This window comes from Pseudoalteromonas sp. GABNS16E (genome assembly GCF_028598715.1).
Lineage (GTDB): Bacteria > Pseudomonadota > Gammaproteobacteria > Enterobacterales > Alteromonadaceae > Pseudoalteromonas > Pseudoalteromonas atlantica.
On sequence record NZ_JAQREZ010000019.1, the window covers coordinates 41,435 to 67,714 of the forward strand.

Genomic DNA, 26,280 nt, shown 5'->3' on the forward strand with positions numbered 1-26,280 from the left:
AATAGAAAGGCGCATTATGCTGGATATCGTTTTATATCAACCTGAAATTCCACCAAATACAGGAAATATCATACGCTTGTGTGCAAACACAGGTTACTCATTGCATTTAATTGAGCCATTAGGTTTTGAGTGGGACGATAAGCGAGTAAAACGTGCCGGGCTAGATTACCACGAGTTTAGTAACGTACAGCGCCATGCCTCGTTTGAAGCCTACCTTGAAAAGTGCCAACCTAAAAAAGTGTATGCATGCACCACTAAAGGCAGCCAGTTTCATCACGAGGCCAGTTACCAAGCAGGTGATTGCTTGGTGTTTGGGCCAGAAACTCGCGGCCTCCCCGATGAGATGATTCAAGCGCTACCTAACGATCAGCGGGTGCGCATTCCAATGCAGCCCAATAGCCGTAGTATGAACCTATCAAACGCTGTGGCGGTATTCGTTTATGAATCATGGCGCCAGCTAGGCTTTCCTAACGCGCAATAAGCACCTTGTACCAAACAATAAAAAAACCGACATAGCGTCGGTTTTTTAATAACAAAGCATGTTCATGCTTTTAATAAAGTGAGCATTATATGCTCATTTATTCGGCGCGCTGCTCTCGGCCTAATAGTGCCATGGCGGCTTCTTTCATATCTTTATTTTCATAAAGTACTTTATAAATTTGCTCAGTAATGGGCATTTCTACACCGGCGCGTTGTGCTAATAAATACACTTCTTTTGTGTTTCTAAAGCCTTCAACAACTTGCCCGATAGACTCAATAGCAGCATCAACCCCTTCACCTTTACCTAAAGCCAAACCAAAGCGACGGTTGCGCGATTGATTGTCGGTACATGTTAAGATTAAATCGCCAAGTCCAGCCATACCCATAAAGGTTTCTTGCTTTGCACCTAAGGCACACCCTAAGCGCGTTAGCTCAGCTAAGCCGCGAGTGATCAGTGCAGTACGCGCATTAGCACCAAAGCCCACCCCATCAGACATACCTGCACCAATGGCTATTACGTTTTTAACCGCGCCACCTAACTGAATGCCAATAAAGTCATCGTTGTTATACACGCGGAACGAGCGCCCACAATGGAGTAAATCTGCAAGTTGTTGCGCAAACTCCGTTGAGGTAGACGACACCGATATCGCAGTAGGTAGCCCTATTGCCATTTCTTTTGCAAAGGTTGGCCCTGATAAAACCGCAAGCGGCATCTCATCACCTAGTTCCTGCAGGGCAACCTCTTGTAACAAGCGACCAGTATTTGGCTCAAGCCCTTTTGTTGCCCACGCAACTTGCGCACCTTCAACCAGCGCAGGTTTAATTTGCTGCAATGTATCTGCAAAGGCATGGCTTGGCACAACCACAAGTACAATGGCACTGCTGGCTACGGCTTGTTGTAAATCGGCTTGTAATAAAAGAGTGTCGGGGAATGGTACATCAGGAAGGTAACGTTGATTTTTCCGCTCAGCTGCAAGCGTGGCAACGTCGTCGCTATTGCGACCCCAAAGTGTCACTTGGTGACCATTTCGGGCTAAGCAAATAGCAAGAGCGGTGCCGTAAGACCCCGCTCCTAATACAGTAACAGCTGAAGTTGCTGTACTCATAAATTATGCGTCTGCTGAAACCTGCTCAGCTTGCGCAGTACGTTGTTGCATGTATTGTGCAAATAACGCATCAAAGTTCACTGGCGCAAGGTTAAGCTGTGGGAAAGTACCACGGTTAACAAGATTAGATACGGCTTCACGCGCGTATGGGAATAACACGTTAGGGCAGTATGCACCTAGCATATGTGCTAGTTGTACTTCTTCAAGCTCACCAACTGTAAAAATACCGGCTTGCTGAATTTCACATAAAAACGCAGTTTCTTCACCAATAGAAGCAGTAACCGTTAATGCTAAAACCACTTCAAACACACCTTCGTCTAGCTTATTAGAGCGCGTGTCTAGGTCTAGCTTAACTTCTGGCGTCCATTCTTTTTGAAAAATCGCAGGCGAGTTAGGCGTTTCAAACGATACATCTTTAGTGTAAATACGTTGAATAGTAAATTGTGCGCCACCTTCTTGTGCTGCTGCGTTTTGATTTTCTTCGTTCATTGTGCTTCCTACGTGTTAGTTTTTATAATTAAAATTAAGCATTTAGCTTAGCGTCAAGTTTACCTTGCGCTTCAATAGCCATCATGTCGTCGCAGCCACCGATATGTTCATCATTAATAAAAATTTGCGGTACTGTGCTTGCACCACCTGCTTTAGCAATCATTTCATCGCGAAGCTCTGGTTGAACACCAATATCAATATTTGTGTACTCAACGCCTTTACTGTTTAAAAGTGCAAGAGCACGTTGGCAAAATGGACAGTACGCTTTGGTGTATAAAACAACATTACTCATAATAAATCCTCTATCGGTACTACTAAACTGATTAGCGACCTGTTGTAGTTGGAAGGCTGGCAGATTGCCACGACCCCATACCACCTGATAATACATAAACCGATTCAAAGCCTGCTTTATGCATTGCATTAGCAATACCTTGAGCAGTCATGCCTGTGGCACATACTAGTATAATGGGTTTGCTCTTGTGCTTTTCAAGGCTTGAAAAATCAGATTGTTTTGCTTTTTCAGGGCTTAAGTGTTCAGCACCCGCAATACGACCTGCGTTAAATTCTTTTTGAGCACGAATATCAACTACTTTGCCATCTTCACGATTAATAAGAAGTGTTAATTGCTGTGGGTTTATTTCTCTCACTGCTGAAAACTTGCTCTTTATCCAGCCGCTTACAATAAGAAATACAAGACCAACCCAAGCTAGGCTTAAAATAGGATGATTTGTAATAAATTCAATATATTGATCCATTCTACTTCCACTATGAAATTATGTTCTAAACCTAGGGCGTGTTGGCCTTTGTGGATTGAAATTTGTTCAATCTAGGGGCGATTAAATCGCGGCGCGAGATTTGTAACCTAGTGGGCTAAGTAAAAACCAAGCAAAGCTTCCGCGTCCTGCTCACGCCCCTTACCTACATCCATGTAGGCAACAAAAAGGTAATAGTCCCTAGAAAGAACCCAATGGGCAGCGCATGTTTGGTATTTATGCTACGTTATCGCCTATTTATGGGGGGTAACCACACTTCATAGACTCTGCCTTACCTAAAAACCAAACATACTGCTGCAAATTCAGCCACCAAAGTGCAACACGCCCTAATATTCTAGGTATTTTGTACTTTAGCCACGCAAGTATACCCAAACCAAGTTAAAATGCGAGTTTGCTGCGCTTTAAAAACACATAAAGCACCCCATATATGAAAGTAAGTAAAAAATTTAATATCTTGTTCTCAGTGCTGATTCTGGCGCTAAAACACGGTATGCTAAAACTAACCAGATAACCTTTCGGCGCACAGTACCCATCAACAGGTGCTAATTTTCAGGAGCTATTATGACAGAGCATAAAAAACCACTGGTATTAATGATTTTAGACGGTTGGGGATACCGCGAAGATGAGCAAAGCAATGCGATTCTTGCAGCCAACACCCCCGTTTTAGACAACCTATGGGCAACCCGTCCACGCACATTAATTTCAGGCTCAGGTTTAGATGTAGGCTTACCTGAAGGGCAAATGGGTAACTCAGAAGTAGGCCATGTAAATTTAGGTGCTGGTCGTGTTGTTTATCAAGATTTTACTCGCATTACCAAAGCAATCAACGATGGCGAATTTGACTCAACTCCTGCACTTGTTGAAAACATCGATAAAGCAGTCGCTGCAGGCAAAGCCGTGCATATTATGGGTTTATTAAGCCCAGGTGGTGTTCACAGCCACGAAGATCATATTGTCGCAAGTATTCAATTAGCCGCTAAACGCGGTGCAAAAGAAGTATATTTTCATGGCTTTTTAGATGGCCGTGATACACCACCACGCAGTGCTAAAGCATCAATAGAGCGTATAGAAGCCTTATTTGCCGAGCTAAATTGTGGCCGCTTAGCGTCTCTTGTGGGCCGTTATTACGCCATGGACAGAGACAACCGTTGGAACCGTGTAGAAAAAGCCTACAATGTAATGACATTAGGTGAAGGCGAATTTAATTATGCTGATGGTGTATCGGCATTAGAAGCCGCCTATGAGCGCGACGAAAACGATGAATTTGTAGCTCCAACCACCATCACGCCACAAGGCACTGAAGCAGCACAAATTAATGATGGCGACACCATCATCTTTGCTAATTTTAGAGCCGACCGTGCCCGTGAAATTACCCGTGCCTTTGTAGAGCCAGGCTTTGATGGGTTCGAAAAGAAAAAATCACCACAGTTAAGCGCATTTGTAATGATGACAGAATACTCAGCCGATATTGATGCCCCTGTCGCATTTGGTCCTACGCCACTGGTAAACGTATTAGGTGAATGGCTTGAAAAAAATGGCAAAACGCAGCTACGTATTTCTGAAACAGAAAAATACGCTCATGTTACGTTTTTCTTTAGTGGCGGACGCGAAGATGAATTTGAAGGCGAATCACGCGAATTAATTCCTTCTCCACAGGTTGCCACTTACGACCTTCAGCCAGAAATGAATTCTGAAATGCTAACCGACAAACTTATTGAAGCCATTAAAAGCGGTAAGTTTGATGCCATTATTTGTAATTACCCGAATGGCGATATGGTGGGTCACTCTGGTGTGTTTGAAGCCGCGGTTAAAGCCTGTGAAGCAGTTGATGCATGTATAGGCCGCGTGGTAGAAGCGCTAGATGAGTTTGGTGGTGAAGCGCTTATCACAGCCGATCACGGTAATGCAGAGCAAATGGCAAATACTGCCACGGGCCAAGCTCATACCGCTCACACGAGCGAGCCAGTGCCGTTTATTTATGTAGGACGCGATGCAACGCCAAGTGAAGGCAAAGCATTAAGTGATGTAGCACCTACTATGCTACACCTTATGGGCATGGAGCAACCAAGCGAAATGACCGGTACGCCAATCATGACGTTGAAATAAAACATGAGCAAACCAGTAAATTGGTTTAGTGTTTATACATTTGTATTGGTTTCGTTAGTGGTTGCCCCTGCAACCGCTAACGAAAACCGCACTAAAAAAGACCTATCTGAAGTGCAATCTGCATTAGAGCAAAGCCAAGCAGAGTACAACGCACAGCGAAAAAAAATTGCCGCACTGCAAAAAAACTTAAAAAAACACGAGTTAGAAATAGCTAAAAATGCCAAAGCCCTCAATATGGCTGAGCAATCAGTAAAAGAAACCGAGCAAAAACAACAAGCACAGCAACAAAAAGCACAGCAATTAAAAGCGCAACACGCGCAATTTCAAGCCATTTTAGCGGCCCAGCTAAAAAGTGCCTACATGGCTGGGGGCGACGACTACCCCAAAATGCTTTTAAACCAACAAGACACAGCTAAATTTGAGCGTACCGTAAGCTATTACAACTATTTAAATAAAGCGCGCATAGAGCAAATTGAAGAGCTTAAAGTACTACAACAACAAATTGCAGAAAACCAAGCTGCACTTGCCAAAACCAAACAAAAATTAGCCGCCTTATTTGAAGAACAAAAAAGACGCCAAAGCGCGCTAGTAAATGCCCAAAGCGAGCGCCAAACTAACCTTAAAAACTTACAAGCACAGCTCAATAGCACTAAAAGCTCGATTAATTACTTAAAAGACAACGAGCAAACATTAATCACCACCATTGAAGAACTTGAGCAAGAGAAGACTCAAAAAATTGAATTGCTCGGCCTTAATAAAAGCAAAGGCAAGCTTAATTGGCCCAGCAAAGGAAAGCTAAAACACACATTTGGTCAGCGCAAACATGGCGGCATAGACTGGAAAGGCGTGTTAATTGGTGCAAAAGAAGGCACTAATGTAAACAGTATTAATAATGGCCAAGTTGTTTTTGCTGATTGGCTTAAAGGCTTTGGCTGGGTTATTGTGGTTGATCATGGTGAGGGCTTTATGAGCCTATACGGCCATGCTCAAACATTATTAAAAGATGTGGGCGACATGGTTCGAGAAGGCGAAACGCTGGCATTAGTAGGTCAAAGCGGCGGACAGTCGAGTTCTGGTCTATACTTTGAAATACGCCACAAAGGACGCGCAGTAAATCCTGTTAAATGGTGCAGACGTATTTAAGTGAATAAAACAGCTGCACCGCATTAGGAGCAGCTGATGACTCAAAAAATACCACAAACACGCTCATTTCCCTCTTCCCGTACGCGCTATTTGTTTTTATTGTGCGCATTGACCTGTATTGCTATTTTTTGTTTTAGCAATTCATTACTTGCCAGCTCAGTTAAAGATCTTAAAAGTCAGCAAATTTCTGAAATACTCTTCAACATTAAAGCCTATTATGTTGATGACTTATCACTGACAAAAGGTGCACAGGATGCCTTTAATAATCAGCAAGTAGAAATTTTACTCGACCAGCTAGACCCTTATTCTAAATACCTCAATGAAAATGACTTAGACGCTTTGTTTAATAATACAAATGGCCATTACACTGGCGTGGGCATTGAAGTGAAAGACATTGACAGTGACATTACTATTGTTGGTGTTGTTAAAAACTCCCCAGCCAAAAAGGCCGGTATTTTAGCGGGCGATATTATAGTTAGTGTTAATGATACAAACACGCAAACAGGTAGCTTAGAGCAAGTAGCTGCGTTGATAAAAGATACCCGCTTTAACGCGGTTAAACTAACAATACAACGCGCAGGGCAGCAGCAACCAATTAGCTTTGCGGTAAATCGCAAAGAAATAAACTTAGAAAGCGCCACTAGCCAATTACTCGACTCAGGCACTGGGTATTTAGCCATAAATAATTTTTCTAATCACACCTTACATGAAGTGGCGCTGCAGGTAGCTGCACTTAAAAATGATTATCGCACGCCCCTTAAAGGGTTAGTCATTGATTTACGTGACAACCCAGGTGGTACTTTACAAAGCGCAGTGGCGGTAGCGGATCTATTTTTACAAAGCGGCACTATAGTCACTACTAAAGGGCGCTATTACGACGCTAACCAAGCCTACTACGCCAAACGAGGTGACATACTAAAAGGCTTGCCTATTGTGGTGCTTATTAATGAAAATTCGGCCTCTGCGGCTGAAATACTCGCCGCTGCTTTAAAAGATAATAAGCGTGCTACAGTGGTTGGTAATCAGTCTTATGGCAAAGGCTCGGTGCAATCTTTGATCCCACTTGGTGATGGTAATACAGCGCTAAAATTAACAACTGCTAAGTACTTTACACCTGCGGGCGTATCGATTGAAGGCGTAGGAGTTACCCCCGATGTAGCAATTGCGCAAGCAACCCTTCCACAATCAAATAAAGCCGTTATAATAAAAAATGAGCAGAACAAAAATGCACCACAATTTGAACATGAAATACTGGGCGACTTGCAGTTAGTAAAAGCTAAGCAATTACTTAGCATGCAATAGTAAATAATCTAAACTCTAGGTAAGCGATTTAATAACAGAATAAATATTAACACTATTAGATTGTGCTGTTCTTTAGCTATAAATTTTAAGTAAATTCAAGGCAGTTAGCGCTAAAAATGGCTGCTGAGATAGCTTTATTACCCGGCGCTGAGATTAAAAAATACCCTTAATAAATTAAAAAGATAATAAAAACTATAAACGTGAAAATAATAAAATGGCTGTTGTTGGCTATCTGCTTTGTATCTAGCACTGCTTGGGCAAAGCAAATAGCCATCGTAATTGATGATATTGGCTATCATCAGCGAGATTTAGAATTTCTTACCTTACCAGGGCAATTGTCGTATTCAATTTTGCCCCACACACCCTACTCTCAAATTTTTGCCACGCTTGCCAGCCAAGCAAATAAAGAGCTTTTATTGCATGTACCTATGCAAGCCTTAAACGGTAAAGCACTCGGCCCTGGCGGGCTCACCATAAATATGGATAAAGAACAGCTACAAAAAACTTTAGGCACTGCATTGGCAAGCTTACCGCAAGTAAAAGGGGTTAATAACCATATGGGGTCGGCACTCACTCAACAAAGCCAAGCCATGAAGTGGACTATGGAAGTACTTAAAAAACGTAATTTATTCTTTTTAGATAGCCGTACTACCGACTTAAGCCAAGCGCAAAATGCGGCAAATTTTATCGGGGTTGAAAATATTGGCCGCCATGTGTTTTTAGACAATATAACCACGCATGAGCAACTGCAGCAAAGGCTGGATGAGCTAAAATATAAAGCGACTAAACATCACTTTGCCATAGCGATTGCCCACCCCTACCCAGAAACCATCGACTTTTTACGCCAAGCGCTACCTGAGCTCACCGAGCAAGGCTTTGAGTTAGTTCCGGTATCGCAACTAGTGCATAAAAAATACATACAATTAGCACAGGCGCAAGGTAAAGGGATCAACGCTAGGTAGCTTTAAGCGGTGTTTTAAGTATATTTAAGCCATACAACTAAGCTAAAAAAAGCAATATTAATAGCTAAAACCTTGATTAAGATACTTATAGCCACAAAGCAAAAGCCCCGCATATTAATGCAGGGCTTTTTAAGTTTTACATTTTTTGCGCTATTAGCTCATAGCACTTTGCAGCTTTTTCATCGCTGTTTTTTCTAGCTGGCGAACACGCTCAGCAGATACACTGTATTTTTCAGCAAGCTCTTGTAGTGTTGCTTTGTCATCAGACAACCAGCGTGCACTTACAATGTCTTGTGAGCGTTCGTCTAGCGTTTTAAGCGCGCTAAATAAACGAGTATGTGACTGCTCTTGCCATTGCTGCTGCTCAATATCGTCAGCTAAATCAGCTGAGCCGTCTGTTAAATATTGTACTGGTGAATAAGTACTTGTTGGTGCGTCGTCGTTATCGTCGCCCGTTAAGTCAAAGCCCATGTCTTGGCCGCTCATGCGCGATTCCATTTCACGAACTTCTTTTTCACTCACGCCTAGCTCATTCGCTACAGTGCTTACTTCAGCTTGGTTAAACCAACCTAAACGTTTTTTGTTTTTACGAAGATTAAAAAACAATTTACGTTGCGCTTTAGTGGTCGCAACTTTTACGATGCGCCAGTTTTTAAGCACAAACTCATGAATTTCTGCTTTAATCCAATGAACAGCGAACGACACTAAACGTACACCCACACTCGGGTCGAAACGCTTAACCGCTTTCATCAGGCCTATATTGCCCTCTTGGATTAAATCGGCTTGCGGTAAACCATAACCCGAGTAGCTTTTAGCAATATGTGCTACAAAGCGTAAATGCGACATAATGAGTTGCTTTGCAGCACTAAGATCGCCTTCTTCTTGAAGTCGTGTTGCTAGCTCTTTCTCTTGCTCAGCTTTAAGCATAGGAATTGTGCTAACCGCTTGAAGGTAGCCGTCCATACTTGCGCTTTGTTGCCCAACTGTAAGTGCCATTGCGTATAAATCTTTACTCATTTTTCACCTCGGTGATAAACATTTGAAACCATCTTAGCACTCTTTCTCTAAGAGTGCTAACCCCAATTTAAAACTTTTTTTAAGCGTAAATCAAGCGGTTTTTTAGTGTATGTTAAGTCTACTACATGCGACTGAATAAGTGATGAACTAAGGGATTGCAAGAGATTAGCGCAAGCGTAACAGCGCATTTACAACTAATCTCATTTGAGGATAATAATATACAAACATGACATTTTTGAGTCAGCCATTAGCAGCCATACTTATACTTTATCAGGCTCAATTTCTTTTATATATCGGTTAACCGATAAGTAAGAACCAATAAAGCCTAAGCTGGTTGCTAGCAATACTAATGCGCCAAACTCATTAAGCGTTAAACCAATTAACGAAAAGCTTGTTTGATACACGCCTGCAACGCTGCTTACTGCGCTAGTTAACCACCACATCATTAAGGCAATACAAATAAATGCAAACAAGCCCCCTATAACGCCATACCAAATGCCGGTCCACAAAAACGGAGCGTGTATAAACGTATTGGTAGCACCTACTAACTTCATTACTTGTATTTCTTCTTTTTTATCCATAATCGATAAACGAATCGTATTACCAATAATAAGCGTGACAGAGGTAAGAAGTAATAAAGCAATTGTGATAACGCTTTCTTTTAATAAGTCTAATAATGCATTTAGGCGCTCAAGCCAAGCAATATCAAGCTTACCAAAATCTACTTCGCGCTCGTTCTCAAGCTTTGTAAGCAGCGCTTTAGCCGCATTAGGCTGGCGATGCCGCTTAGTAGGTGTCACTAATACAACATCGGGTAGCGGGTTGCTATCTAGGTACTCTAAAGCTTGCCCAAACCCCGACACATCTTTAAATTCAGTTAATGCTTGCTGCTTAGAAATAAATTCAACACTTTCTACCTCGGCGTAAAGTGCTAAACGCTTTACTAAGGTTTGTGTTTCTTGTTCGCTCATACTTTCTTTTACAAAAAGCGATATTTCACTGGCTTCTTCAAACCCGCTACTGACTTGCTGTACATTTTTTACGACTAAATAAAGTGTTGCAGGCAATGTTAAACTTAGCCCAAGTACAGCAATTGTCATTAATGATGCAAGTGGCGTACGCCACATTTCACCTAAACTGTGCACCCCTTGGCGAAAAATATTAATAACAAAAAAATAACCACCCGCGATAGCTGATTTTTTTTGTTTATCGTTTGAGTTTTGGCGTCCTTTAAATAACAAGCTCACAGCGTGCCCTCCGCAAGTGGGTCTTCAAGCATACGGCCATCTTTTAAAGTCAGACTACGGTATTTTAAACGCGACACCAGACCAAGGTCGTGTGTTGCTATAAGTACTGTCGTACCGTGTTTATTAAAATCTTCAAATAGCCTTAATATTTCCATAGAGAGCTCGGGGTCAAGGTTACCCGTTGGTTCATCAGCTAATAAAATAGGCGGAGAATTTACAATCGCTCTGGCAATACCTACGCGTTGCTGCTCACCACCTGATAGTGTAGAAGGATGGCATTTAACTTTATCTAACAGCCCCACTTTATCTAGCGCACCATGAACTCGTTTAGCGATTTGTTTATGATGAGTGCCTTCAATAATCAACGGCAGTGCAACGTTATCAAACACAGTGTAACGCTCTAACAAACGATGATTTTGAAAAATAATACCAATATCGCGGCGCGCATAAGGAATTTGCCGAGAATTAACTTTATTTAAATCAACACCATTAATTAACACGTTGCCTGCAGAGGGGCGTTCCATTAAGCTAATGAGCTTTAATAAGGTACTTTTACCCGCACCACTGTGGCCTGTTAAAAAAGCCAGTTCGCCAGGCTTAATATGAAATGTAACTTTTTCGAGAGCGCGATGCCCACCCGGATAGGTTTTACTTACTTGCTGAAAATTTATCATTTTTTATTATGCCAGTCCCAAATTAGTAAAATGGAATTCCTTAGCTAGGGCCTGTTGACCTTTCAGGATTGAAATTTGCTTTGCCTAGAGACTATTTAATCGCGGCGCAAGGTTTATAGCCCAGAAGGCTAAGTAAAACCGAGCAATAAAAAGTAAATAGTCCAAAGGGCAGCGCATGTTTAATCTCAAAAGATAAACAGACCAAAAAAGGGAGCAAGCTCCCTTTTATGTATTAAGCGTCATCCTCATCTTGGCTAAATAAAGCGTCAATAAAGTCATCGCTTTTAAATGCGCGTAAATCATCAATACCTTCGCCAACACCAATGTAACGAATAGGAATATTAAACTTATCTGCAACCGCAAATATAACCCCACCTTTAGCAGTACCATCAAGTTTTGAGAGGGTAATACCGGTTAACCCAACACATTGATTAAATAAGTTTACTTGGCTAATTGCATTTTGACCTGTACCCGCATCAATGGTTAGCATAACTTCATGCGGTGCATCAGGGTCAATTTTCTTCATTACGCGGGCTATTTTTTCAAGCTCTTGCATTAAGTTGTCTTTATTTTGCAAGCGCCCTGCTGTATCAGCAATTAATACATCTACATTACGCGCTTTAGCGGCTTGAAATGCATCAAACACCACCGAGGCACTATCTGCACCAGTATGCTGGGCAATAACAGGAATGCTGTTACGCTCTCCCCACACTTGCAGCTGCTCTACGGCTGCTGCACGAAAGGTATCACCTGCGGCCAACATAACCGACTTACCTTCATTTTGAAATTGCTTAGCTAACTTACCAATGGTTGTCGTTTTACCTACGCCGTTTACACCGACCATTAATATAACAAATGGTTTTTTATCAGCACGTACCTCAAGCGGTTGCTCAGCTGTTTTAAGCATTGCGGCCATTTCTTGCTTCATTAATTCATAAAGCGCATCGCCATCTTTAAGCTGCTTGCGATCAGCTGCATCAGTAAGGCTATCAATCAGCTTCATGGTGGTATCAACACCTAAATCGGCGGTAAGAAGCTGTGTTTCTAAATCTTCAAATAAATCATCGTCTATTTTTTTACCACTAAAGATAGATGCAAAGCCAGAACCTATATTTACACGGGTTTTTAATAACCCTTTTTTAAGACGTGAAAAAAAGCCTTCTTTTTTAGGCTTTTCGGCAAGTTTAGCTTCTTCTTTTGCAAGCTCTGCCGTAATGCGCTCTTGCTCTAAACGATCAGCTTCGGCCTCTGCTGCAATACGTTCTTGCTCTGCACGTTCAGCTTCTGCCTGTTCTTGTGCAATACGCTCTTGTTCTAAGCGTTCAGCCTCTGCTTGCTCGGCGGCAATTCGCTGTTGCTCTAAACGCTCGGCCTCTGCTTGCTCTGCTGCAATACGCTCTTGCTCTACACGTTCAGCTTCTGCTTGCTCTGCGGCAATTCGTTGTTGCTCTACACGTTCAGCTTCTGCTTGCTCTGCGGCAATTCGTTGTTGCTCTAAACGCTCAGCTTCTGCTTGCTCTGCGGCAATACGCTCTTGCTCTACACGTTCAGCTTCTGCTTGCTCTGCGGCAATACGCTCTTGTTCTAAGCGATCAGCTTCTGCCTGTTCTTGTGCAATACGCTCTTGTTCTAAACGCTCAGCTTCAGCTTTTTCTGCTGCAACACGCTCTTGTTCTAAACGCATTTGCGCTTCTTGCTCTGTTAAACGAGCGGCTTGTGCTTGTTGTTGTACCTGTGCTTCAGCTTGCTCCTTCGCAAGCAACTCAGCATTGGCTTTTTCAATTGCTAATTTTTCATCTTGCTCAGCTTGCTCACGCTCTGTGTCTAAACGTTGTTGCTCAGCTCGCTGTGCAGCCATGCGCTCTTGCTCTAAACGCATTTGCGCTTCTTGCTCAGCTAGACGAGCAGCTTGTGCTTGTTGTTGCGCCTGTGCTTCGGCTTGCTCTTTTGCAAGCAACTCTGCATTAGCCTTTTCAATTGCTAAACGCTCTGCTTGTGCTTTTTCAGCAGCAATACGCGCTTGTTCTTCTCGCTCTGCTTCGGCCTTTTCTGCCGCTAAGCGCTCAGCTTCTTGTTGCTGAGCTAATGCCTGTTGTTTATCAGCTTCTGCTTGTTTTTTATCTGACTTACCAAAACCGAGCCAAGACATGAATTTACTTTTTTTTGCCATACTTGCTAATAACCACTTATAAAAATCTGATAAACTAAAATTTGAAATAGCTTGGTGTGGCTCCGCAAAGCGTGCCGGCCAAACAACCGTTCAAAACGTAAGTGCTAAATAGTAACACTTTTAATGCGGTTGAAAAATGAAGCTAAACGTAAACTACGCACAATATTATCTGAGCTAGATCCCTTATACCATTTTTTAGTGACCTAAATGAGAAAAAAAACAACGAAAAATAAAGCAATTAGCAAATCTACTGACGGCTTTATTAGAGTAATCAGCGGGCAATTTCGTGGCCGTAAACTGCCGGTAAAAAATGTAGAAGGGCTACGCCCAACAACAGACCGCATTAAAGAAACCGTGTTTAATTGGTTAATGCAAGATACGCGCGATGCAACAGTACTCGATTGCTTTGCAGGCTCTGGCGGGCTTGGCTTTGAGGCGCTTTCTCGGTTTGCTAAAAGCACCACGTTTATCGAACTAGATGCCTCGGCTGCTAAGCAAATTGAGCAAAATATTAGTACCTTAAAGCTTGAAAATGCACAGGTAAAACACACTAATTCACTCTCATATTTAGAGCAAAAGAATACAAATTCACCATTTAATTTAGTTTTTGTTGACCCACCATTTCGTAAAAACTTAGCGCAGAGTAGCTGTGATTTATTAGAAAATAACCAATGGCTTAGCGAAGACGCGCTCATTTATGTTGAGGTAGAAACCGAACTAAGCAGCTTTTCACAACCAGATAACTGGCTGTTAATTAAAGAAAAAAAAGCAGGGCAAGTATTCTGTAGGCTATACCAACGCCAGCCAAATTAACACTATTTAAGCCGCTGCATTTCTGTTAATATTATCCTTTACATGTGGTGTTGCTTCGGATTACAATACCGCACCATTTTTGAACCACTTGATCAATGTTTGATCAACTTGAGCAACGCTCATAATTTAGGTAGGTGAATTTTTAATGCCAGTAATTAAAGTAAGAGAGAACGAACCGTTTGACGTAGCACTTCGTCGCTTCAAGCGTTCATGTGAAAAAGCAGGTATCCTTTCAGAAGTTCGTCGTCGCGAGCACTATGAAAAGCCAACAGCTGAGCGTAAGCGTAAAAAAGCTGCAGCGGTTAAGCGTCACATGAAGAAGCTTTCTCGCGATAACGCACGTCGCGTTAAATTATACTAATAGTATTAGGTCTTGTATAAATGAGCCTTTTAATAACGCTAAAAGATGCGCAAAAAGATGCGATGAGAGCGAAAGACAAACAACGTCTTAACCCTATTCGCATGGTGCTTGCCGCAATCAAGCAACGTGAGATTGATGAGCAAATAACACTAGACGACGCAGGTATTACCTCCGTTATAGTGAAGCTTGTTAAACAACGTCGTGATTCTTACACTCAGTACAAAGATGCTGGGCGTGAAGATTTAGCCGAAATTGAAGCCAATGAGATCGCAGCACTAGAAACTTTTTTACCTCAACAATTGAGTGAAGAAGAAATAGTTGCTCTTATTGATGCGGCTATTGCTGATACTAATGCAGCAGGTATGCAAGACATGGGTAAAGTAATGGGCATAATCAAAAGCAAAGCCGAAGGACGTGCCGATATGGGCAAGCTTTCTGGTTTAATTAAGCAACGATTAACAGCCTAATACTCCCACATACACAAAGTATGATTAAAGCAAACCGAGCCTAGTGCTCGGTTTCTTCGTTTAAGTAGACAAACAAAACGCTTTTAAGTAATGCTCGTGCATGTAATTAAGTGATTTATTGTGTAGCTACAAAAGCACATCGAAGGCTAGGTAAAATGGGTTATTTAGGGCTATCACTTACTACGCCTGCACTGCTCTACCTTCAATATCCTAGCTTTGCACGCTGTTAGCGTCAGGCTTAGCACCTGAAAATGATTAAGTATTATTGCCCATGGATATAATGTAGCTTTTTAGCTTACCGATACCTCTTTTATAAATGCGCGCATTGTGTTGAAATTACACCTCACCAATTGTTAGGACTACTTACAAAACATGGCTGGAAAGATCCCACGAAATTTTATTGACGATTTACTCGCCAGAACAGATATTGTAGAGCTAATAGACTCTAAAGTTGGTCTTAAAAAAGCAGGCAAAGACTACCAAGCTTGCTGCCCTTTCCATAACGAAAAATCTCCCTCGTTTACTGTTTCTCAAGATAAACAGTTTTACCACTGCTTTGGCTGTGGTGCTAATGGCAACGCTATTTCGTTTGTTATGGAATACGACAAGCTTGAATTTGTTGATGCCATAGAAGAGCTCGCAAGCCTTTTAAATTTAGACGTACCTCGCGAGAAAGGCAGTAGCTCAGCACCTGAGCGCACGGCAGCGCAAAAGCGCTCAGATTACGATTTAATGTTACACACAGCACGCTTTTACCAGCATCAATTAAAGCACCACAGTAACTCTGCTGCGGTGATTGACTATGTAAAAGGGCGTGGTTTAAGTGGCGAAACCGTTAAAAAGTTTATGATTGGTTATGCGCCGAGCGAATGGGAAGCGCTGTGCCAACAACTTGGCAGAACAAAAGAGCAAAAAGAACAGCTGGTCGAGCTTAAGCTCGCCTCAGAAAAAACACCAGGTAGGCAGTTTGATTTTTTCCGCGATCGGTTAATGTTCCCTATTCGTGACAAACGTGGCCGTGTTATCGCCTTTGGCGGGCGTGTAATGCAAGCCGACCAAGGGCCAAAATACCTCAACTCACCAGAGACCCGTATTTTTCACAAAGGCTTTGAGCTATATGGTCTTTATGAGGCAAAACAAGCACATAAAAAGCTTGAACATGTACTTATTGTAGAAGGTTACATGGATGTAGTTGCACTTGCAGAGCAAGGTATTGAATATGCCGTAGCTGCGCTTGGCACCGCAACAACAAGCGAGCATATGCATACGCTATTTAGAACCACCGACAAAGTTATTTGTTGTTACGATGGCGACAGAGCTGGCCGCGACGCTGCATGGCGAGCACTAGAAAATGCCCTGCCCTACTTAAACGATGGCAAAGCATTACACTTTGTATTTTTGCCCGACGGCGAAGACCCCGATTCACTGGTTCAGCAAGAAGGTAAAACACAGTTTGAGCAACGTTTAAGCCAAGCAGATGATTTTACCAAAGTGTTATTTAATAAGCTTAGCCAAGAAGTAGACCTAACACTCGACTCAGGCAAAGCGAAGCTATTAAGTGCCGCTTTGCCGTTAATTGAAAAAATTCCGAGTGAATTTTACCAAGAAAATATTTTAGAGCAGTTAGGGCGATTAATTGGCCGTACGCGTGAGCAACTAAATAGCCGCTTAAAAACACCAAAGCAACAACACGCTGTTGAGCGAAAATTTAAAATTACCCCAATGCGCCAAGCTATTGGTATTTTAATTCAGCACCCACAGTTAGCTAAAAGTGTGCCCCATTTGCCAGAATTGGCACAAATGAACATAGCGGGTATTGGTTTGCTACTGCGCTTACAAGAGCGCGCATTGCAAAAAGACAATGCGAACACAGCGGTTTTACTCGAATCATTTAGAGATTCCGAAGATTACGAACCACTAGTAAAGCTTGCCACATGGCAGCACCAAATTAGTGATGAGCGTTTAGAGACTGTTTTTCAAAATACTTTTAAATTTATTGAAGATCAGTGTTTAAATTATCGACTAGAGACCCTATTAATAAAGGACAAGACACAGGGCTTATCAAGTGATGAAAAACTAGAATGTCATTTACTTATGACAGCGCTAAAAGCGAGTAACAGCTAGTCAGACTTGATTTAAACTGTTATACTGTGCTATTCACTGCGTCACATTATTAAAGTTAGTTAAAAGGCTAACTCTATGATGACGCCTGTTGTATCAACTTATCAGAGTGGAAGAAACAATCTCTATGGATCCAACTCCTCAGTCACAATTAAAACTTCTGATTCAAAAAGGTAAAGAGCAAGGCTACTTAACTTTTGCTGAAGTAAATGATCACCTTCCACAAGACATAATCGACTCAGATCAAGTAGAAGATATCATTAGCATGATTAATGACATGGGTATCAAGGTTAGCGAAAACGCGCCTGATGCTGATGAATTAATGATGCAAGAAACCACGACAGACGAAGACGCAGCAGAAGCTGCTGCTGCAGCCCTTGCAACTGTAGAAAAAGAAATTGGCCGTACAACTGACCCAGTGCGCATGTATATGCGTGAAATGGGAACTGTTGAACTTCTTACACGTGAAGGCGAAATTGTAATCGCTAAGCGTATTGAAGAAGGTATCAACCAGGTACAAATTTCTGTTGCCGAATACCCTGAAGCGATTACTTACCTACTTGAACAGTGGGATAAGTTTGAAGCAGAAGAAATGCGCTTAAGCGACATTATTTCAGGCTTTTTCGACCCTAACGAAGACGAAGCGCAAATCTCAGCAACTCACATCGGCTCTGAATTAAGTGAAGAACAACTTGATGAAGACGATGATGAAGATGACAAAGACAGCGATGACGATGAAGACGAAGAAGAAGTAGATACAGGCCCAGATCCAGAAGAAGCCCGTATTCACTTTGAAAACTTACGTGATTTATACGTTAAAGCTCGCGCTACCTTTGATGAAAAAGGGCGTTCGCACCCAGATTCTCAAGCCGCTATTTTTGAAATTGGCGAGCTTTTCAGAACCTTTAAATTAGTACCAAAACAGTTTGATCGCATGGTTAACAACATGCGTGAAATGATGGATAGAGTGCGTATTCAAGAACGCCTTATCATGAAACAAGCGGTACAAATTGCTAAGCTACCTAAGAAAACGTTTATTAAGCACTTTGCTAATAACGAAACTGACTCAGCGTGGCTAGACCTAGAAATAAATGCTAACGAAAAACATTCAGCTAAACTTGAAGAAGTGAAGCCTGAAATTATTCGTTGCATCCAAAAGCTATGTGTAATTGAAGAAAGCACAGGCTTAAGCATTGAGCGTATTAAAGACATTAACCGTCGTATGAGCATTGGTGAAGCAAAAGCGCGCCGTGCGAAAAAAGAAATGGTTGAAGCTAACTTACGTCTTGTAATCTCAATTGCTAAAAAATACACAAACCGTGGTTTACAGTTCTTAGATTTAATCCAAGAAGGTAACATTGGCTTGATGAAAGCGGTAGATAAGTTTGAATACCGCCGTGGTTATAAGTTCTCAACTTATGCTACGTGGTGGATTCGCCAAGCGATTACCCGCTCAATTGCTGACCAAGCAAGAACAATCCGTATTCCAGTACATATGATAGAAACGATTAATAAACTTAACCGTATCTCTCGTCAAATGTTACAAGAAATGGGTCGTGAGCCAAATCCTGAAGAATTAGCAGAACGCATGATGATGCCTGAGGATAAAATCCGTAAGGTACTTAAAATTGCCAAAGAGCCAATTTCGATGGAAACACCAATCGGTGATGATGAAGATTCGCACTTAGGTGACTTTATCGAAGATACCACTATTGATTCGCCAATCGACTCGGCAACAATGGAATCTCTTCGTGGCGCAACAAACGACGTGCTAGCAGGCCTTACAGCCCGTGAAGCTAAAGTACTTCGTATGCGCTTTGGTATTGATATGAATACCGACCACACCTTAGAAGAAGTAGGTAAACAGTTTGACGTAACACGTGAGCGTATTCGTCAAATAGAAGCGAAAGCACTGCGTAAATTACGCCACCCTTCTCGCTCTGATTTACTAAAAAGCTTTTTAGACGCTAAATAATTTAGCGCTTCATATAAACTAAAAAGGCCGCTGTAGCGGCCTTTTTTCTATTTAAAGGAATCAACCATGGCTTGGATCCAAATCCGTATCAATGCCAATGCTGCAACCGCAGATGCAGTGAGTGACTTATTAATGGAGGCAGGCAGCGCCTCTGTTACTTTTATTGACGCTAAAGACACGCCTATTTATGAGCCTAAAATTGGCACCGTAGAGTTTTGGGCCGATACCACTGTAATTGGTCTATTTGAAGCCAATCATGATATGAACGCGGTAATTGAATTACTTAAGCGTCATGATGAAATTAAAGACACACTGGTATACAAAATTGAGCAACTAGAAGATAAAGACTGGGAACGTGAGTGGATGGATAACTTTCACCCAATCCAGTTCGGCGAAAAACTGTGGATATGCCCAAGCTGGCGCGACATTCCAGACCCAGATGCAGTTAATGTACTGCTCGACCCTGGCCTTGCATTTGGTACGGGTACGCATGCAACAACGGCACTGTGCCTTAAATGGCTAGAAAGCCAAGATTTAAGTGGTAAAACAGTGGTTGATTTTGGTTGTGGATCGGGCATTTTAGGCATTGCAGCCATTAAACTTGGCGCAGAGCGCATGATAGGTATTGATATTGACCCGCAAGCTCTAGAAGCAAGCTTAGATAACGCACAACGTAATGGCGTAGCCGATAAGCTTGAAGTATACCTACCAGAAAACCAACCTGAGTTTAGTGCTGATATTGTAGTGGCTAATATTTTAGCGCAGCCGCTGCGTGAGCTTCACAGTGTAATTTTGGGATTACTTAAACCGGGTGGCAAAATTGCTATGTCGGGCATATTAGAAGAACAAGCCCAATCGGTTGCCGATATTTACGCACCGTTTATTGAGCTTGACGATATTGCACTAGAGGGTGATTGGACCCGTGTAAGCGGCACAAAAAATAGCTAACCGCATACATTTATAAATTTAGAGTTTTAACTCAAAACTTGCATGTAAAGCCTGTATTTAACAGGCTTTACTATTTTTTTACAGTTAGAAAATTAGCATGCATAATTTGACAAAATTATTTTTTGTTTAAATTTCAAACAAATCGACCCACTTGTCATGCGGTTATCAAAAGTCAATACGAAAAGGGCAAAAAAAAGTCACTTTTGTTCAATTTATAGCCTTTGATTTTTCCTAAAAAAACCGTAAACTTAGCGCCCCTTGAAAAGAGGCCTATTGAATACAGTGCGTATCGGTTCATACCAACTTGAGAATAATGTAATAGTCGCGCCAATGGCAGGTATTACAGACAGACCATTTAGACAGCTTTGCCGCCGCTTAGGCGCAGGCTTGGCCGTGTCTGAAATGTTATCGTCAAACCCGAAGGTTTGGAAAACTGAAAAATCGATGAACCGTATGGATCACAGCGGTGAGTCGGGTATACGCGCGGTGCAAATTGCAGGAGCTGATCCTGAGCTTATGGCGCAGGCCGCACAATTCAATGTTGCTAACGGTGCACAGATCATAGATATCAATATGGGGTGCCCAGCAAAAAAAGTGAACAAGAAACTCGCAGGCTCTGCATTATTACAGTTTCCTGAACTTGTGGAAGAGATAGTTGATGCAGTGGTTAACGCTGTTGATATCCCGGTCACACTTAAAATCCGTACAGGATGGGATCAGGACAACCGTAATGGTGTAGAGATTGCGAGAATAGCTGAGCGTTATGGCATTGCGTCACTTGCCGTACATGGGCGTACACGCGCATGTATGTACAAAGGTGAAGCAGAATATGCCACGATTAGGGATATAAAACGCTCAGTGTCGATACCTGTGGTTGCTAATGGTGATATTACATCTCCAGAAAAAGCAAAGCAGGTTTTGGACTATACGGGTGCAGATGCCATCATGATTGGCCGAGCCGCCCAAGGTCGCCCTTGGATATTTAGGGAGATAGACCACTATTTGCGAACTGGAGAACACTTACCACCACCTGCTATTTCAGAGGTGCGAAGTATTTTAATGGAGCATTTAGATAACCTCCATGCGTTTTACGGCGAGCCAATGGGAGCGCGAATCGCTCGCAAACATGTATCTTGGTATTTGCAAACCCATGACAGTGACGGTCAGTTTAGGCGAGTATTTAATGCGCTCGACAACCCACAAGCACAGGTTGACGCATTAACGCAATACTTTAAAACACTAGCAGCTAACTAAGAAAGAAAGAGATTAAATAATGTTCGAACAAAACGTGACTTCTCCATTTATCACAAACCCTCATGTTCAGTCACACGAGAAACCGCAGCCATTGCGTGATGCAGTAAAAAAAGCTGTTCACCACTATTTAAAGCAGCTTAACGGTCAAGATGTGCAAGACGTTTACGACCTTGTTCTTTCAGAGCTAGAAGCGCCATTACTTGAAGAAGTAATGACATACACACGTGGTAACCAAACTCGTGCGGCAATTTTACTAGGTATCAACCGTGGTACTTTACGTAAAAAGCTTAAAAAATACGGCATGAACTAATACCAATTATATTGAAAGCGTAAGCATGCTAACGAGCTAAACAAGCCCATAACGGCGTTAAAAATTTCTTATGTAGAATAACTACACTGTGAAATTTTTGCCTTGTTATAGAGTTGTTTTTCTATCGCTATAACTGCTTACTAATCCAATACAATTGGTATCATGCAAAAAAAGCACCTTAGGGTGCTTTTTTTATGCACACAATTTAGTATAGATGTTGCAAAATGCTCACGCTTATTGGCGCTTTATAAGTCGTTTTTTGAGTAGTAATCAGTTAAAATGCCCGCTTCTAAGCTAGCTCATAAACTGAGGAAATTAAACTACAATGGATACTCATCGTCCTATTCGTCGCGCACTATTAAGTGTGTCTGATAAAACCGGTATTGTTGAATTTGCCCGCGCACTAGAAGCGCAAGGTGTAGATATTTTATCAACTGGCGGTACCTGCAAACTCCTTGCTGATAACGGCATAAAAGTGACTGAAGTATCAGATCACACAGGTCATCCTGAAATCATGGATGGTCGCGTAAAAACCCTTCATCCTAAAATTCACGGCGGTATTTTAGCGCGCCGCGGACAAGATGAAAGCGTAATGGCAGATAATAACATCTCTGCTATCGATATTGTTGTAGTTAACTTATACCCCTTTGCGAATACTGTCGCTCAAGAAAACTGCAGCCTTGAAGATGCTATTGAAAACATTGATATTGGCGGACCTACCATGGTTCGTGCAGCCGCTAAAAACCACAAAGACGTCACCATCGTGGTAAACGCAAACGATTACGAGCGCGTTATTAGCGAAATGCAAAGCAACAATGGCTCAACAACGTACAAAACACGTTTTGATTTAGCCATTGCCGCGTATGAGCACACAGCTCAGTACGATGGCATGATTGCTAACTACTTTGGCAAAATGGTGCCTGATTACACTGAAGAAGCCGCTGAAGAGACTAAATTCCCACGCACTATCAACATGCAGTTCACTAAAAAGCAAGATATGCGTTACGGTGAAAACTCGCATCAAGATGCAGCTTTTTATGTTGAAAACAACGTAAGCGAAGCGTCTGTTGCAACAGCTACTCAGCTACAAGGTAAAGCCCTGTCGTTTAATAACATTGCAGATACCGACGCCGCACTTGAGTGTGTTAAAGAATTTGATGTACCTGCATGTGTTATTGTTAAACACGCAAACCCGTGTGGCGTTTCAATTGGCGAAGATATTCTTAGTGCTTACGACCGCGCCTTTAAAACAGATCCAACCTCAGCGTTTGGTGGCATTATTGCCTTTAACCGCGAGCTTGACGCTGCAACAGCACAAGCCATTGTTGAGCGTCAATTTGTTGAAGTAATTATTGCCCCTAGCGTTTCAAGCGAAGCAGCAAAAATTGTTGAAGCTAAAAAGAACGTACGCTTATTAGCGTGTGGTCAATGGAGTGGCAAAGCAACTGGCCACGATATTAAACGCGTTAACGGCGGTGTTTTAGTACAAGACCGCGACCTAGGCATGGTTACCCAAGGCGATTTAAAAGTCGTATCTAAGCGCCAACCTTCTGAGCAAGAACTTAAAGATTTACTATTTTGCTGGAAAGTGGCTAAGTTTGTTAAATCAAACGCGATTGTATATGCCCGCGACGGTATGACCATTGGCGTAGGCGCAGGCCAAATGAGCCGTGTTTACTCAGCTAAAATAGCGGGTATTAAAGCCGCTGATGAAAATCTAGAAGTACCTGGCTCTGTGATGGCATCAGATGCGTTTTTCCCATTCCGTGATGGTATAGACGCAGCAGCAGCCGCTGGTATTACTGCGGTTATTCAACCGGGTGGTTCAATGCGCGATGAAGAAGTTATCGCCGCCGCTGACGAAGCTGGCATGGCGATGGTATTTACCGGCATGCGCCACTTCCGCCACTAATCACACAAAGGGTTAAACACAACGTTTAGCCCTTTTTGTTTGCAATCAATTCACGTATTCTGGTTCAACACCTATATAAAATGTTAAGGAACAAACGATGAAATTTGCACTAAAGTCACTACTTGTTGCCTCGCTTACGCTGACCTCAACAATGGCACTTAGCCATAACCATGAGTCAAGCCTTAGCCATGCTATTCAATCAAGCGAGCGTAGCGCTAAAAATAGCGCCCGCGATGAATACCGTCACCCTGAGCAAACGCTGGCATTTTTTGGTTTTAAACCAACAATGACTGTGGTTGAAATTGCCCCAGGCGGTGGTTGGTACAGCGAAATTTTAGCCCCTGCACTTAAAGAGCAAGGCTTATATTACGCAGCGCATTTTCCGAGTGATTCATCGGTAGGTTACTACCAGCGCTCTTTAGCTGGCTTTAAGAAAAAAGTGGCCGAAGATGAGCGTTTTAGCAAAGTAAAAATTTCTGAGTTTGCCCCATTAACGCACACTGATATTGCCCCTGCCGGCACTGCCGACATGGTATTAACCTTTCGCAATGTACATAACTGGTACATGGGTAAAGACACTAAAGGCGCACTCAGTGCATTTAAGTCTTTTTATAAAGCGTTAAAACCCGGTGGCGTATTAGGTGTAGTTGAACATCGCTTAGATGAAAGCCGACCTGATGAGGATCAAAAATCAACCGGCTACATGAAGCAAAGTTACGTGGTCGATTTAGCTAAAAAAGCTGGATTTGAATTAGTTGCAAGCAGTGAGATTAACGCCAATCCAAAAGATACAGCCGATCACCCTAAAGGGGTGTGGACGCTACCACCTAGCTTACGCCTTGGCGAACAAGACGCTGATAAATACAAAGCTATTGGTGAAAGCGACCGTATGACGCTGAAATTTAAAAAACCGCTTTAAATAGGAATATTTCGCCATGAATGTATTAGTCATTGGCAGCGGCGGCCGCGAACACGCACTTGCGTTTAAGGCCGCTCAAAACACGAAAGTAAACACTGTATTTGTAGCACCGGGTAATGCCGGTACTGCACTTGAGCCAAAACTAGAAAACGTTGCAATTAACGTTGAAGACCTAGATGGCCTATTAAGCTTTGCGCAACAAAACAATGTAGAACTTACTATTGTTGGCCCTGAAGTACCGCTTGTATTGGGCGTTGTAGATAAGTTCCGTGAACACGGTCTCGCTATTTTTGGTCCAACAGCCGGTGCAGCGCAGCTAGAAGGCTCTAAGTCGTTTACTAAAGACTTTTTAGCTCGCCATGCCATCCCAACTGCTGATTACCAAACGTTTGAACAAATTGACCCAGCCCTTGCTTATTTAAAAGAAAAAGGCGCGCCAATTGTAATAAAAGCTGACGGTCTAGCTGCTGGTAAAGGCGTTATTGTGGCAATGGATGAGCGCGAAGCTGAAGACGCTATTCGCGATATGCTTGCCGGTAATGCTTTTGGCGAGGCTGGCAGCCGCGTCGTGATCGAAGAGTTTTTAGAAGGCGAAGAAGCCTCTTTTATTGTTATGGTTGATGGTAAAAACATTTTGCCATTTGCAACAAGCCAAGATCATAAGCGTGCATACAATGGCGATGAAGGTCCAAATACTGGCGGCATGGGCGCATACTCACCGGCACCTGTAGTAACCGACGAAATCCACCAGCGCATTATGAACGAAGTAATCGTTCCTACCGTTGAGGGTATGGCAAGCGAAGGTCATCCTTACACTGGCTTTTTATACGCAGGCTTAATGATTGATGCCCAGGGCACGCCTAAAGTAATTGAGTACAACTGTCGTTTTGGTGACCCTGAAACGCAACCAATGATGCTTCGTCTTAAATCAGACTTAGTTGAACTAGTTGAAGCGGCTAACCGCGAAGAACTTGATAAAACAACCATTGAGTTTGACCCGCGCGCAGCCGTAGGTGTTGTACTTGCCGCTAAAGGCTACCCAGGTGATTACCCTAAAGGTGATGCAATATCAGGCCTTAAAGTTAACTACCCTGCTGATGAAAAAGTATTTCATGCGGGTACTAAGCAAGATGGCGAAAACGTTGTCACCGCAGGTGGACGTGTATTATGTGCAACGGCACTCGGCAATACCGTTACCGAGGCACAGCAACGTGCATACGAGCTTGTAAAACAAATTAGCTGGGAAGGTATGGAGTACCGCACCGATATTGCTTACAGAGCGATTGCCCGAGAGCAGTAGCCTGTAACTAAATTATTGGTTTAACTTAGGGCCTGTTTATCTTTCGAGATTAAATTTGCAGCAGTGTGTTTGGTATTTAGGCAAGGCAGAGCCTATGTAGTGTGGTTATTCCCCATAAATAGGCGATAACGCAGTATAAATACCAAACACGCGCTGCACGAAGGTTCGTCCTAGGGACGATTAACTCTTTGTTGCTCGGTTTTTACTTAGCCCACTAGGTTACAAACCTCGCACCACGATTAAATCGTCCCTAGTTAGAACAAATTTTAATCCTGAAGGATAAGCAGGCCCTAAAAATTTAACTGGGCGTGTTGATCTTTGTGGTATGAAAAACAAACAGCATGAAGATAAGGTATAATTGAATTCGCCAGAAAACTTTACACCGAACCTACATGCCAAGATTAATGTTAACAGACGGGACATGGAATGTC

General features: G+C 42.5%; 24 protein-coding genes. 16 read left to right on the top strand and 8 right to left on the bottom strand.

What is annotated here, in order from left to right; genetic code table 11:
* The first annotated feature begins 16 nt into the window (after nt 1-16).
* Nucleotides 17-481: a tRNA (uridine(34)/cytosine(34)/5-carboxymethylaminomethyluridine(34)-2'-O)-methyltransferase TrmL gene (gene trmL, locus PSI06_RS09740; RefSeq protein ID WP_004588612.1), complete on the top strand. Its 465-nt coding sequence runs from the start codon at nt 17-19 to the stop codon at nt 479-481.
* A 97-nt stretch (nt 482-578) separates the two neighbouring features.
* On the opposite strand, the gene gpsA is transcribed toward trmL, so the two are convergent.
* Genes gpsA through PSI06_RS09760 form a run of 4 tightly spaced genes read right to left on the bottom strand, consistent with a single transcriptional unit; the run spans nt 579 to nt 2,830 of the window.
* Nucleotides 579-1,586, bottom strand: coding sequence for an NAD(P)H-dependent glycerol-3-phosphate dehydrogenase (gpsA, locus tag PSI06_RS09745; RefSeq protein ID WP_029773367.1), 1,008 nt, complete (start codon nt 1,584-1,586; stop codon nt 579-581).
* Between the two features lie 3 nt (nt 1,587-1,589).
* A complete protein-coding gene (gene secB, locus PSI06_RS09750) occupies nt 1,590-2,075 on the bottom strand; it encodes a protein-export chaperone SecB (RefSeq protein ID WP_004588614.1) in 486 nt (161 codons plus the stop codon).
* Between the two features lie 34 nt (nt 2,076-2,109).
* Complete coding sequence (gene grxC, locus PSI06_RS09755; protein ID WP_004588615.1) at nt 2,110-2,367, bottom strand: glutaredoxin 3; 258 nt, start codon at nt 2,365-2,367, stop codon at nt 2,110-2,112.
* 31 nt (nt 2,368-2,398) lie between these two features.
* Nucleotides 2,399-2,830, bottom strand: a complete 432-nt coding sequence (locus PSI06_RS09760; protein ID WP_004588616.1) for a rhodanese-like domain-containing protein — start codon at nt 2,828-2,830, stop codon at nt 2,399-2,401.
* A gap of 579 nt (nt 2,831-3,409) precedes the next feature.
* Here PSI06_RS09760 and gpmM point away from each other — a divergent pair.
* From gpmM to PSI06_RS09780, 4 genes are all read left to right on the top strand, one after another.
* On the top strand, nt 3,410-4,954 hold the full coding sequence (gene gpmM / locus PSI06_RS09765) for a 2,3-bisphosphoglycerate-independent phosphoglycerate mutase (protein WP_055252656.1): 1,545 nt from the start codon (nt 3,410-3,412) through the stop codon (nt 4,952-4,954).
* A 3-nt stretch (nt 4,955-4,957) separates the two neighbouring features.
* Entirely contained in the window at nt 4,958-6,097 is a 1,140-nt protein-coding gene (locus PSI06_RS09770; RefSeq protein WP_273603667.1) for a murein hydrolase activator EnvC family protein, read from the top strand.
* 36 nt (nt 6,098-6,133) lie between these two features.
* Nucleotides 6,134-7,399, top strand: a complete 1,266-nt coding sequence (locus tag PSI06_RS09775) for a S41 family peptidase (RefSeq protein WP_273603668.1) — start codon at nt 6,134-6,136, stop codon at nt 7,397-7,399.
* A gap of 200 nt (nt 7,400-7,599) precedes the next feature.
* Nucleotides 7,600-8,361: a divergent polysaccharide deacetylase family protein gene (locus tag PSI06_RS09780; RefSeq protein ID WP_095206707.1), complete on the top strand. Its 762-nt coding sequence runs from the start codon at nt 7,600-7,602 to the stop codon at nt 8,359-8,361.
* A gap of 153 nt (nt 8,362-8,514) precedes the next feature.
* Here PSI06_RS09780 and rpoH read toward each other — a convergent pair whose 3' ends face one another.
* The 4 genes from rpoH to ftsY form a co-directional block, all read right to left on the bottom strand.
* Nucleotides 8,515-9,378 (bottom strand): RNA polymerase sigma factor RpoH, encoded by an 864-nt coding sequence (gene rpoH, locus PSI06_RS09785; RefSeq protein WP_004588621.1) that lies wholly within the window; start codon nt 9,376-9,378, stop codon nt 8,515-8,517.
* Between the two features lie 260 nt (nt 9,379-9,638).
* Entirely contained in the window at nt 9,639-10,625 is a 987-nt protein-coding gene (gene ftsX, locus PSI06_RS09790; protein ID WP_273603669.1) for a permease-like cell division protein FtsX, read from the bottom strand.
* Entirely contained in the window at nt 10,622-11,299 is a 678-nt protein-coding gene (gene ftsE, locus PSI06_RS09795) for a cell division ATP-binding protein FtsE (protein ID WP_004588623.1), read from the bottom strand. The genes ftsX and ftsE overlap by 4 nt, the downstream gene beginning before the upstream one ends.
* A 232-nt stretch (nt 11,300-11,531) precedes the next feature.
* On the bottom strand, nt 11,532-13,469 hold the full coding sequence (ftsY, locus tag PSI06_RS09800; RefSeq protein WP_273603670.1) for a signal recognition particle-docking protein FtsY: 1,938 nt from the start codon (nt 13,467-13,469) through the stop codon (nt 11,532-11,534).
* Between the two features lie 207 nt (nt 13,470-13,676).
* Here ftsY and rsmD point away from each other — a divergent pair, with 207 nt between their 5' ends.
* From rsmD to purD, 11 genes are all read left to right on the top strand, one after another.
* Nucleotides 13,677-14,282, top strand: coding sequence for a 16S rRNA (guanine(966)-N(2))-methyltransferase RsmD (gene rsmD, locus PSI06_RS09805; RefSeq protein WP_004588625.1), 606 nt, complete (start codon nt 13,677-13,679; stop codon nt 14,280-14,282).
* 145 nt (nt 14,283-14,427) lie between these two features.
* Complete coding sequence (rpsU, locus tag PSI06_RS09810) at nt 14,428-14,643, top strand: 30S ribosomal protein S21 (protein WP_002957797.1); 216 nt, start codon at nt 14,428-14,430, stop codon at nt 14,641-14,643.
* Nucleotides 14,644-14,663: 20 nt separating this feature from the next.
* Complete coding sequence (locus tag PSI06_RS09815) at nt 14,664-15,110, top strand: GatB/YqeY domain-containing protein (RefSeq protein WP_004588626.1); 447 nt, start codon at nt 14,664-14,666, stop codon at nt 15,108-15,110.
* A gap of 372 nt (nt 15,111-15,482) precedes the next feature.
* Complete coding sequence (dnaG, locus tag PSI06_RS09820) at nt 15,483-17,234, top strand: DNA primase (RefSeq protein WP_024031414.1); 1,752 nt, start codon at nt 15,483-15,485, stop codon at nt 17,232-17,234.
* Between the two features lie 124 nt (nt 17,235-17,358).
* A complete protein-coding gene (gene rpoD, locus PSI06_RS09825; RefSeq protein ID WP_054983281.1) occupies nt 17,359-19,206 on the top strand; it encodes an RNA polymerase sigma factor RpoD in 1,848 nt (615 codons plus the stop codon).
* A gap of 66 nt (nt 19,207-19,272) precedes the next feature.
* Nucleotides 19,273-20,154, top strand: a complete 882-nt coding sequence (gene prmA, locus PSI06_RS09830) for a 50S ribosomal protein L11 methyltransferase (protein WP_273603671.1) — start codon at nt 19,273-19,275, stop codon at nt 20,152-20,154.
* Nucleotides 20,155-20,436: 282 nt separating this feature from the next.
* Nucleotides 20,437-21,408: a tRNA dihydrouridine synthase DusB gene (gene dusB / locus PSI06_RS09835; protein WP_004588630.1), complete on the top strand. Its 972-nt coding sequence runs from the start codon at nt 20,437-20,439 to the stop codon at nt 21,406-21,408.
* A 19-nt stretch (nt 21,409-21,427) separates the two neighbouring features.
* Nucleotides 21,428-21,718, top strand: a complete 291-nt coding sequence (gene fis, locus PSI06_RS09840; protein WP_002957804.1) for a DNA-binding transcriptional regulator Fis — start codon at nt 21,428-21,430, stop codon at nt 21,716-21,718.
* A gap of 325 nt (nt 21,719-22,043) precedes the next feature.
* Nucleotides 22,044-23,630, top strand: a complete 1,587-nt coding sequence (gene purH, locus PSI06_RS09845; protein ID WP_004588631.1) for a bifunctional phosphoribosylaminoimidazolecarboxamide formyltransferase/IMP cyclohydrolase — start codon at nt 22,044-22,046, stop codon at nt 23,628-23,630.
* Nucleotides 23,631-23,727: 97 nt separating this feature from the next.
* A complete protein-coding gene (locus PSI06_RS09850; RefSeq protein ID WP_024031417.1) occupies nt 23,728-24,549 on the top strand; it encodes a class I SAM-dependent methyltransferase in 822 nt (273 codons plus the stop codon).
* Nucleotides 24,550-24,565: 16 nt separating this feature from the next.
* Entirely contained in the window at nt 24,566-25,849 is a 1,284-nt protein-coding gene (gene purD / locus PSI06_RS09855) for a phosphoribosylamine--glycine ligase (RefSeq protein ID WP_024031418.1), read from the top strand.
* The last annotated feature ends 431 nt before the right edge of the window (nt 25,850-26,280 follow it).

Coding starts and splice junctions, on each gene's coding strand:
- trmL (WP_004588612.1), top strand. CDS start 17: ATGCTGGATATCGTTTTATATCAACCTGAAATTCCACCAAATACAGGA.
- gpsA (WP_029773367.1), bottom strand. CDS start 1,586: ATGAGTACAGCAACTTCAGCTGTTACTGTATTAGGAGCGGGGTCTTAC.
- secB (WP_004588614.1), bottom strand. CDS start 2,075: ATGAACGAAGAAAATCAAAACGCAGCAGCACAAGAAGGTGGCGCACAA.
- grxC (WP_004588615.1), bottom strand. CDS start 2,367: ATGAGTAATGTTGTTTTATACACCAAAGCGTACTGTCCATTTTGCCAA.
- PSI06_RS09760 (WP_004588616.1), bottom strand. CDS start 2,830: ATGGATCAATATATTGAATTTATTACAAATCATCCTATTTTAAGCCTA.
- gpmM (WP_055252656.1), top strand. CDS start 3,410: ATGACAGAGCATAAAAAACCACTGGTATTAATGATTTTAGACGGTTGG.
- PSI06_RS09770 (WP_273603667.1), top strand. CDS start 4,958: ATGAGCAAACCAGTAAATTGGTTTAGTGTTTATACATTTGTATTGGTT.
- PSI06_RS09775 (WP_273603668.1), top strand. CDS start 6,134: ATGACTCAAAAAATACCACAAACACGCTCATTTCCCTCTTCCCGTACG.
- rpoH (WP_004588621.1), bottom strand. CDS start 9,378: ATGAGTAAAGATTTATACGCAATGGCACTTACAGTTGGGCAACAAAGC.
- ftsE (WP_004588623.1), bottom strand. CDS start 11,299: ATGATAAATTTTCAGCAAGTAAGTAAAACCTATCCGGGTGGGCATCGC.
- ftsY (WP_273603670.1), bottom strand. CDS start 13,469: ATGGCAAAAAAAAGTAAATTCATGTCTTGGCTCGGTTTTGGTAAGTCA.
- rsmD (WP_004588625.1), top strand. CDS start 13,677: ATGAGAAAAAAAACAACGAAAAATAAAGCAATTAGCAAATCTACTGAC.
- rpsU (WP_002957797.1), top strand. CDS start 14,428: ATGCCAGTAATTAAAGTAAGAGAGAACGAACCGTTTGACGTAGCACTT.
- PSI06_RS09815 (WP_004588626.1), top strand. CDS start 14,664: ATGAGCCTTTTAATAACGCTAAAAGATGCGCAAAAAGATGCGATGAGA.
- dnaG (WP_024031414.1), top strand. CDS start 15,483: ATGGCTGGAAAGATCCCACGAAATTTTATTGACGATTTACTCGCCAGA.
- rpoD (WP_054983281.1), top strand. CDS start 17,359: ATGGATCCAACTCCTCAGTCACAATTAAAACTTCTGATTCAAAAAGGT.
- prmA (WP_273603671.1), top strand. CDS start 19,273: ATGGCTTGGATCCAAATCCGTATCAATGCCAATGCTGCAACCGCAGAT.
- fis (WP_002957804.1), top strand. CDS start 21,428: ATGTTCGAACAAAACGTGACTTCTCCATTTATCACAAACCCTCATGTT.
- purH (WP_004588631.1), top strand. CDS start 22,044: ATGGATACTCATCGTCCTATTCGTCGCGCACTATTAAGTGTGTCTGAT.
- PSI06_RS09850 (WP_024031417.1), top strand. CDS start 23,728: ATGAAATTTGCACTAAAGTCACTACTTGTTGCCTCGCTTACGCTGACC.
- purD (WP_024031418.1), top strand. CDS start 24,566: ATGAATGTATTAGTCATTGGCAGCGGCGGCCGCGAACACGCACTTGCG.